Annotated in this window: 8 protein-coding genes (1 of these 8 only partly in view); all 8 read left to right on the forward strand. The window is 68.7% G+C overall.

The window, feature by feature from the left end:
• Nucleotides 1-336: the 3' portion of an IS66 family insertion sequence element accessory protein TnpB gene (tnpB, locus tag UCD39_RS13615; RefSeq protein WP_044559820.1), read on the forward strand. Its footprint begins 12 nt before the window's first position; 336 of the gene's 348 nt are visible here — the last part of the coding sequence; the start codon falls outside the window, past its left edge; the stop codon is at nt 334-336.
• A gap of 96 nt (nt 337-432) precedes the next feature.
• A complete protein-coding gene (gene tnpC / locus UCD39_RS13620) occupies nt 433-2028 on the forward strand; it encodes an IS66 family transposase (RefSeq protein ID WP_330494634.1) in 1596 nt (531 codons plus the stop codon).
• Nucleotides 2025-2600, forward strand: coding sequence for a plasmid pRiA4b ORF-3 family protein (locus tag UCD39_RS13625; RefSeq protein ID WP_330494633.1), 576 nt, complete (start codon nt 2025-2027; stop codon nt 2598-2600). Before tnpC (UCD39_RS13620) ends, UCD39_RS13625 begins: the two co-directional genes overlap by 4 nt.
• Nucleotides 2601-2847: 247 nt before the next feature.
• Nucleotides 2848-3195 carry an IS66 family insertion sequence element accessory protein TnpB gene (tnpB, locus tag UCD39_RS13630; RefSeq protein ID WP_330494124.1) on the forward strand — a complete coding sequence of 116 codons (348 nt, stop codon included), beginning with the start codon at nt 2848-2850 and terminating at the stop codon, nt 3193-3195.
• Nucleotides 3196-3254: 59 nt separating this feature from the next.
• Complete coding sequence (tnpC, locus tag UCD39_RS13635; RefSeq protein WP_442943529.1) at nt 3255-4907, forward strand: IS66 family transposase; 1653 nt, start codon at nt 3255-3257, stop codon at nt 4905-4907.
• A gap of 272 nt (nt 4908-5179) precedes the next feature.
• On the forward strand, nt 5180-5548 hold the full coding sequence (gene tnpA / locus UCD39_RS13640; RefSeq protein ID WP_330494123.1) for an IS66-like element accessory protein TnpA: 369 nt from the start codon (nt 5180-5182) through the stop codon (nt 5546-5548).
• Complete coding sequence (gene tnpB / locus UCD39_RS13645; protein WP_330494124.1) at nt 5545-5892, forward strand: IS66 family insertion sequence element accessory protein TnpB; 348 nt, start codon at nt 5545-5547, stop codon at nt 5890-5892. Before tnpA ends, tnpB (UCD39_RS13645) begins: the two co-directional genes overlap by 4 nt.
• A 59-nt stretch (nt 5893-5951) precedes the next feature.
• Complete coding sequence (gene tnpC, locus UCD39_RS13650; protein WP_442943529.1) at nt 5952-7604, forward strand: IS66 family transposase; 1653 nt, start codon at nt 5952-5954, stop codon at nt 7602-7604.
• Nucleotides 7605-7659 lie beyond the last annotated feature (55 nt).

Here is a 7659-nt window from a genome sequence, read left to right on the forward strand (position 1 = left end):
CCGGGCAATGTGCGCATCTACCTGGCGTGCGGCGCGACCGATATGCGCCGTGGGTTCGACAGCCTGGCCGCCCAGGTGCAGACGATGCTGAGGCTTGATCCCCACGACGGCGCGCTTTACGCCTTCCGGGGGCGGCGGGGCGACCTGATCAAGATTTTATGGTGGGACGGCCAGGGCCTTTGCCTGTTCTCCAAGCGGCTGGAGCGCGGCCGGTTCGTCTGGCCGCAGGCCCGGGAGGGCTCGGTCGTGCTCACCTCCGCCCAGGTTTCCATGCTGCTGGAAGGGATCGATTGGCGGACGCCGGTGCGCACCTGGCAGCCGGACGCGGCCTGCTGAGCACGCTCGGTTCCATGCGGCCCCCGGCGCGTCATAGTGACTCGGATGCTGTCCACCACCCTGCCGGTGGTGGTGTTTTCGGGTAGAATCCGCCCCATGACCGACGTTGCCGCAGAGATCGCCGAGCTTCGTGCCCGGCTCGCCGAACGCGAGGCCGAACTGGCCGCGGCGCGGGCGGAACTGACCGGCGCACGTCTCCTGATCGAGCAGTATAAGGCGCAACTGGCCAAGCTTCGCCGGATGCAGTTCGGCCGCTCGTCGGAGAAGCTCGACCGGCAGATCGCCCAACTGGAACTGATGCTGGAAGACCTGGAGGAAGGCGAGGCCGCCCGGACGGCGCCGTCGCTGGATGGCGGGAACGCGGCCCCGGAACGGCGCCAGCGGGACCAGCGTCATCCGGTGCGCCGTCCTCTGCCGGAGCATTTGCCACGCGAAGAGGTCGTCCATTCCCCAGGCGACGTCTGCCCCGGCTGCGGCGGCACGCATTTCTCCCGGTTGGGTGAGGACGTGACCGAGGTACTGGAGAAGATCCCGGCCCGGCTCAAGGTGATCCGCCACATCCGGCCGAAGCTGTCTTGCCGGGCGTGCGAGGCCGTCCTCCAGGCGCCGGCCCCGGACCTGCCGGTGGAGAAGGGCCGCCCCGGGGCCGGCCTGCTGGCCAATGTCGTGGTGTCGAAGTACCTGGACGGGCTGCCGCTCTACCGGCAGTCGGCGATCCTGGCGCGTGAGGGCATCGCGATCGAGCGCGCGACCTTGGCCGATTGGGTCGGCCATGCCGCCTGGTGGGTAGCCCCCCTGGCCGGTCTGATCGGCGCCCATGTGATGGCGGCGCCAATCATCCACACCGACGACACGCCGGTCAAGGTGCTGGCCCCCGGCAACGGCCAGACCAGGCTCGGTCGGCTCTGGACCTATCTGGTCGATGAGCGGCCCTGGTGCGGTGACCGTGCGCCGGCGGCGTTCTATCGCTTCAGCCCGGACCGCAAGGGCGAGCGCCCGCGTGAGCATCTCTCCGGGTTCAGCGGGGTGATCCAGGCCGACGCCTACACGGGCTATGAGGCCCTGACCCGGCCATCGGGCCTGGTCCCGCCCGGTATCGTTCCACCAGGTATCGTCCATGCGGCCTGTTGGGCGCATGCGCGGCGGCACCTCTACGACCAGTACGAGAAGACCAGGTCACCCATCGCCGAAGAGGCCTTGCGCCGGATTGGGCGGCTCTACGAGGTCGAGGCCACGATCACCGGCCTGTCGGCCGACCAGCGCCGGGACGCGCGACGGCAACTCGCCGTTCCCATCCTCGACGACCTCAAACCATGGCTGGAGGCGCAGCAGCGGCGCCTGTCGGCCAAGAACACGCTGGGCAAGGCGATCGGGTATGCGCTGAACCGCTGGAACGCGCTCACCCTCTATGTCGCCGACGGCCGCATCGCCATCGACAACAATCCCGCCGAGCGCTCCCTGCGTGGCATCGCCCTTACCAGGAAGAACTTCCTGTTCCTGGGCTCCGAGGCGGGCGGCGACCGGGCGGCACTCCTCTACTCCGTCCTGGAGACGGCGAAGCTGAACGGGCTCGACCCCGAGGCCTATCTGGCGGATGTCCTGGACCGCATGGCCAAGGGCCATCCGATCAACCGGCTGGCCGAACTTCTGCCCTGGAACTGGACACGCCGGGCTGACAAACTCGCGGCATGACCGCCGACGCCCCCCTCCCGCCAGAGCTCATCGCGACAGTCCGCATCGATCTGCTCGACACCGACCCGCCGATCTGGCGCGAGGTCGAGGTGCCGATCACGATGACGCTGAAGCAAGTTCATGGCGTCATCCAGGCCGCCATGGAATGGCAGGATGCCCATCTCTGGTCATTCGCCAGCGACAGCGAGGAGATATCCCAAAGCCGGGCCGCCAAGCTGCCGCTTCAAGACCTGCTGCGGCCTCGCAAGACCAAGCTCCTCTACACCTACGACTTCGGTGACTGCTGGGAACATCAACTGACTGTGACCCGGCCCCGTCCGCCCGAAATGGGTGTCGCCTATCCCCGCTACGTCGCCGGGGAAGGTGCCGCGCCGCCGGAGGATTGCGGCGGCATTCCTGGCTTCTATGCTCAACTCGACATCCTCGCTGACCCGAACCATCCCGATCACGATGAGGTCAAGGAGTGGCTCGGTGACTACGATCCTGGCGCCTTCGATGAGCAACCGGTCAGGCAAAGACTCGCCCGCATCGCCGCTCGCCGGTCAGCACCGAAAAAGGCAAAGACGCGGTGATCCGCTGACGCTTACAGCTGTTCATCTGGCGGCGGCAGTATGGCGATGGTCTGCTGGCCCCTACGTGTGAGGCCGGCCCCGCGTTGCTGCCGGTGACGATCACGGACGTGCGAAGCGCGGAGAAGAGGTCGGCACCGGCGGATGCTGGGCGGATCGAGATCGAGTTGCCGAACGGCTACCGCCTTCGGGTTGAGGCCACGGTTGATGGCAAGGCGCTCCGCCGTGTGCTTGATGTTCTGGAGCGGCGATGATCCCGGTGCCGTCGGGGGTGCGGGTCTGGCTGGCGGTGGGCCGGACGGACATGCGGCGGGGGATGACCGGCCTGGCCCTGCAGGTGCAGGAGGCGCTGGGCCGCGATCCGCACGCGGGTGACTTTTACGTCTTCCGGGGCGGCCGGGGCGACCTGATCAAGATCCTGTGGCATGACGGCCTGGGCATGTCGCTTTACGCCAAGCGGCTGGAGAAGGGGCGCTTCCTGTGGCCGTCACCGGCCGACGGCGTGGTGGGGATATCGGCGGCGCAGCTGGCCTATCTGCTCGACGGCATCGATTGGCGCAACCCCCGGCACACCTGGCGGCCGAGCAGTGCCGGATAGGGTCGACCAGCGCCACTTTCCAGGAGCGGCGGGGGCGGATTCATGATTCACTCAGCGTCATGGATACCGATCATGCCCCCATGCCGGACGACATCGATGCGCTGAAAGCAGCACTGGTGATGGCGCGCGCGCAGGCGCTGGAAGCGGCGGCGGAGCTGGCGGTGGCACGGGCGCGGGCGTCGGAAGACCTGGCCCTGATCGCGCACCAGAAGCTGCGGATCGCCCAGCTGGAGCGCCAGGTTTATGGCCAGCGCTCGGAACGGTCGGCGCGGCTGGTCGATCAGTTGGCCCTGCGGTTCGAGGAACTGGAGGCCAGCGCCACCGAGGACGAGCTGGCGGCGGAGACCGCCGTCGCCAAGACCACGACCGTGGCGGGCTTCACCCGCAAGCATGCCGAGCGCGCCACATTCCCCGACCATCTGCCGCGTGAGCGGGTGGTGATCGATCCGCCGACGGCCTGTGGCTGTTGCGGCAGCACGCGGCTGCGCAAGCTGGGCGAGGACGTGACCCGGACGCTGGAAGTGATCCCGCGCCAGTGGAAGGTGGTCGAGACGGTGCGGGAGAAGTTCAGCTGCCGGGACTGCGAGAAGGTGAGCCAGGCCCCCGCCCCCTTCCATGCCATTCCCCGGGGATGGGCGGGCCCCAGCCTGCTGGCGATGATCCTGTTTGAGAAATTCGGCCAGCACCAGCCGCTGAACCGGCAGGCCGAGCGCTATGCGCTGGAAGGCGTGCCGGTCAGCCTGTCGACCATGGCCGACGCCGTGGGGGCGAGCTGTGCCGCGCTGGAGCCGCTGCTGCGGCGGGTCGAGGCCCATGTGATGGCGGCGGAGCGCCTGCATGGCGATGATACGACCGTGCCGGTCCTGGCCAAGGGCAAGACCGACACCGGGCGCTGCTGGGTCTATGTCCGTGACGACCGGCCGTTCGGCGGGACGGCGCCGCCGGCGGCGCTGTTCCGCTACTCGCGCGACCGCAAGGGCGAGCATCCGCAGGGCCACCTGGCCGGATATGCCGGGCTGTTCCAGGCCGACGCCTTTGACGGCTATCGCGCGCTTTACGCGGCCGACCGAAGTCCCGGCCCCATCCGGGAGGCGGGATGCTGGGTGCATGCCCGGCGGCCGTTCTTCGCCATGGCCGATCTTGAGGAGAACGCCCGGCGCCAGGCGGCGGGCAAGAAGACGATCGCGCTCTCGCCCATCGCCATCGAGGTGGTGCGCCGCATCGATGCCCTGTTCGACATCGAGCGGCCGATCAATGGCAAGAGCGCGGACGAACGCCGGGCGGTCCGCCAAGAAGTGAGCAAGCCGCTGGTCGAGGACCTGCGGGCCTACCTGCACGAGCAGCGCGCCAAGCTGTCCCGTGGCCACGACCTCGCCAAGGCCATCGACTATATCCTGAAGCGATGGTCTGCCTTCACCCTGTTCCTGGACGACGGCCGCGTCTGCCTGTCGAACAATGCCGCCGAACGCGCCTTGCGCGGCATTGCGCTCGGACGGAAGTCATGGATGTTCTGTGGCTCCGACCGCGGCGGCCAGCGTGCCGCCGCCCTGTACAGCCTTATCGTCACCGCCAAGATGAACGGCGTCGACCCGCAGGCCTGGCTGGCCGACGTCCTAGCCCGGATTGCCGCGCACCCGGCCCACCGGCTCGACGAATTGCTGCCCTGGCGCTGGACACTCAAGGCGGCGGCGACACCCGCCGTGGCGGCCTGACCGGGAATTACGGCCCGGGCGACGAGGCCGTCAGCACCCTGCGGCCTACGCCGCATGCTTACGCTGTGAACCGACTACGTCCGGTTAAACGCGGACGACCATGGCGGCATGGTGCCATCCGGTCCACGATACGCTCATGATGTCGTGAGCCTGTGTGTGCAGCGGATGATCGGTACCCCTCCGCTGAGGGCCGCCTTCCATCTGTGATACCGCTCGCTGAAGATGGCAGGAGATCTGGCCTGTGAGGGTGTGAAGTGTCCACGAGCGGGATAATGGACACGATGGGCGGCAAGCGCCGGCGTCGGACGTGGAGTGAAGCGCTGAAGCGTGAGATCGTGGCGGCGTCGTTCGAGCCGGGCGCGTCGGCTTCGGTGGTCGCGCGGCGTTACGACGTGAACACCAACCAGCTGTTCATCTGGCGGCGGCAGTATGGCGATGGTCTGCTGGCCCCTACGTGTGAGGCCGGCCCCGCGTTGCTGCCGGTGACGATCACGGACGTGCGAAGCGCGGAGAAGAGGTCGGCACCGGCGGATGCTGGGCGGATCGAGATCGAGTTGCCGAACGGCTACCGCCTTCGGGTTGAGGCCACGGTTGATGGCAAGGCGCTCCGCCGTGTGCTTGATGTTCTGGAGCGGCGATGATCCCGGTGCCGTCGGGGGTGCGGGTCTGGCTGGCGGTGGGCCGGACGGACATGCGGCGGGGGATGACCGGCCTGGCCCTGCAGGTGCAGGAGGCGCTGGGCCGCGATCCGCACGCGGGTGACTTTTACGTCTTCCGGGGCGGCCGGGGCGACCTGATCAAGATCCTGTGGCATGACGGCCTGGGCATGTCGCTTTACGCCAAGCGGCTGGAGAAGGGGCGCTTCCTGTGGCCGTCACCGGCCGACGGCGTGGTGGGGATATCGGCGGCGCAGCTGGCCTATCTGCTCGACGGCATCGATTGGCGCAACCCCCGGCACACCTGGCGGCCGAGCAGTGCCGGATAGGGTCGACCAGCGCCACTTTCCAGGAGCGGCGGGGGCGGATTCATGATTCACTCAGCGTCATGGATACCGATCATGCCCCCATGCCGGACGACATCGATGCGCTGAAAGCAGCACTGGTGATGGCGCGCGCGCAGGCGCTGGAAGCGGCGGCGGAGCTGGCGGTGGCACGGGCGCGGGCGTCGGAAGACCTGGCCCTGATCGCGCACCAGAAGCTGCGGATCGCCCAGCTGGAGCGCCAGGTTTATGGCCAGCGCTCGGAACGGTCGGCGCGGCTGGTCGATCAGTTGGCCCTGCGGTTCGAGGAACTGGAGGCCAGCGCCACCGAGGACGAGCTGGCGGCGGAGACCGCCGTCGCCAAGACCACGACCGTGGCGGGCTTCACCCGCAAGCATGCCGAGCGCGCCACATTCCCCGACCATCTGCCGCGTGAGCGGGTGGTGATCGATCCGCCGACGGCCTGTGGCTGTTGCGGCAGCACGCGGCTGCGCAAGCTGGGCGAGGACGTGACCCGGACGCTGGAAGTGATCCCGCGCCAGTGGAAGGTGGTCGAGACGGTGCGGGAGAAGTTCAGCTGCCGGGACTGCGAGAAGGTGAGCCAGGCCCCCGCCCCCTTCCATGCCATTCCCCGGGGATGGGCGGGCCCCAGCCTGCTGGCGATGATCCTGTTTGAGAAATTCGGCCAGCACCAGCCGCTGAACCGGCAGGCCGAGCGCTATGCGCTGGAAGGCGTGCCGGTCAGCCTGTCGACCATGGCCGACGCCGTGGGGGCGAGCTGTGCCGCGCTGGAGCCGCTGCTGCGGCGGGTCGAGGCCCATGTGATGGCGGCGGAGCGCCTGCATGGCGATGATACGACCGTGCCGGTCCTGGCCAAGGGCAAGACCGACACCGGGCGCTGCTGGGTCTATGTCCGTGACGACCGGCCGTTCGGCGGGACGGCGCCGCCGGCGGCGCTGTTCCGCTACTCGCGCGACCGCAAGGGCGAGCATCCGCAGGGCCACCTGGCCGGATATGCCGGGCTGTTCCAGGCCGACGCCTTTGACGGCTATCGCGCGCTTTACGCGGCCGACCGAAGTCCCGGCCCCATCCGGGAGGCGGGATGCTGGGTGCATGCCCGGCGGCCGTTCTTCGCCATGGCCGATCTTGAGGAGAACGCCCGGCGCCAGGCGGCGGGCAAGAAGACGATCGCGCTCTCGCCCATCGCCATCGAGGTGGTGCGCCGCATCGATGCCCTGTTCGACATCGAGCGGCCGATCAATGGCAAGAGCGCGGACGAACGCCGGGCGGTCCGCCAAGAAGTGAGCAAGCCGCTGGTCGAGGACCTGCGGGCCTACCTGCACGAGCAGCGCGCCAAGCTGTCCCGTGGCCACGACCTCGCCAAGGCCATCGACTATATCCTGAAGCGATGGTCTGCCTTCACCCTGTTCCTGGACGACGGCCGCGTCTGCCTGTCGAACAATGCCGCCGAACGCGCCTTGCGCGGCATTGCGCTCGGACGGAAGTCATGGATGTTCTGTGGCTCCGACCGCGGCGGCCAGCGTGCCGCCGCCCTGTACAGCCTTATCGTCACCGCCAAGATGAACGGCGTCGACCCGCAGGCCTGGCTGGCCGACGTCCTAGCCCGGATTGCCGCGCACCCGGCCCACCGGCTCGACGAATTGCTGCCCTGGCGCTGGACACTCAAGGCGGCGGCGACACCCGCCGTGGCGGCCTGACCGGGAATTACGGCCCGGGCGACGAGGCCGTCAGCACCCTGCGGCCTACGCCGCA

The organism is Nitrospirillum karajorum, from assembly GCF_036348415.1.
Taxonomy (GTDB): Bacteria; Pseudomonadota; Alphaproteobacteria; order Azospirillales; family Azospirillaceae; genus Nitrospirillum; species Nitrospirillum amazonense_B.